Annotated in this window: 1 protein-coding gene; it reads left to right on the top strand. The window is 52.8% G+C overall.

Features of this window, described 5'->3' with window-relative positions; genetic code table 11:
* Positions 1-300 precede the first annotated feature (300 nt).
* Positions 301-591, top strand: coding sequence for a ComEA family DNA-binding protein (locus ACTHTY_RS11300; RefSeq protein ID WP_009313167.1), 291 nt, complete (start codon positions 301-303; stop codon positions 589-591).
* Positions 592-810: the final 219 nt, after the last annotated feature.

Here is an 810-nt window from a genome sequence, read left to right as displayed (position 1 = left end):
ATTTTATTCATATCTTTACTTGAAACTCGCCATTACCGTTCCTCGCCTTCTTGCTATGGCTTACTTGCTCACGAGTGGAGATAGGCGGGTGCGACGATGGCGCAGCGGGTAAATGTGACGGATAGGGAGGGTGCGGGTAGAATAGAGATGTTGCAGAATCAATACATAAAGAGATAGTAAACCAAGAAATCTTCAGGTATCGTGTGAACGGAAACGGTAAGACGGATATGGTAGCCAACTATTTTACGGTGCCGCACACACAGGCATCATCCGCATTCACAAACTATGGAGTACCTTCTTATGAAAAAATTCCTCTTTGCCGCCCTCTCCCTGCTGACCGCTTCGCTGTCGCTGGCCGCCGTCAACATCAATACCGCTTCCCCGTCCGAGTTGGAAGCCCTGCCCGGTATCGGCCCTGCCAAAGCCAAAGCCATCGTGGACTACCGTCAACAACATGGTGCCTTCAAATCGGTCGAGGAGTTGAAAAACGTCAAAGGTATCGGTGAGGGTATCTTCTCCAAACTGAAGGCGGAGGCAACCGTCGCCCCGGCCGCTCAAAACAAAGCCGCCACCCCCGCCGCTAAAAAATAAACCCTAGTGCGTTCTCCCGAATAGGGAATGTGCACCGATGCAAACCCGGTGATGAAAAGGCCGTCCGAATCCAGTCCGGAGTCGGACGGCCTTTGTGTCGGGCGGGTTAGGCTGCCATGCCTGTCCCGCTTCATTCGGCCGTCAGAGCAGGATGCATATGTGGAAAGGTCGTCTGCAAAGGTGGTGGGCTGCAATACTGCCTTAGTGTCGCAGTAAGAA

The organism is Neisseria sp. P0019.S002 (assembly GCF_051957155.1).
GTDB lineage: Bacteria > Pseudomonadota > Gammaproteobacteria > Burkholderiales > Neisseriaceae > Neisseria > Neisseria perflava.
This window is presented reverse-complemented; position numbering and strand designations above follow the sequence as displayed.

What these genes read in the sequence shown, in the direction of transcription:
- ACTHTY_RS11300 (WP_009313167.1), top strand. Translation starts at nt 301, where the DNA reads ATGAAAAAATTCCTCTTTGCCGCCCTCTCCCTGCTGACCGCTTCGCTG.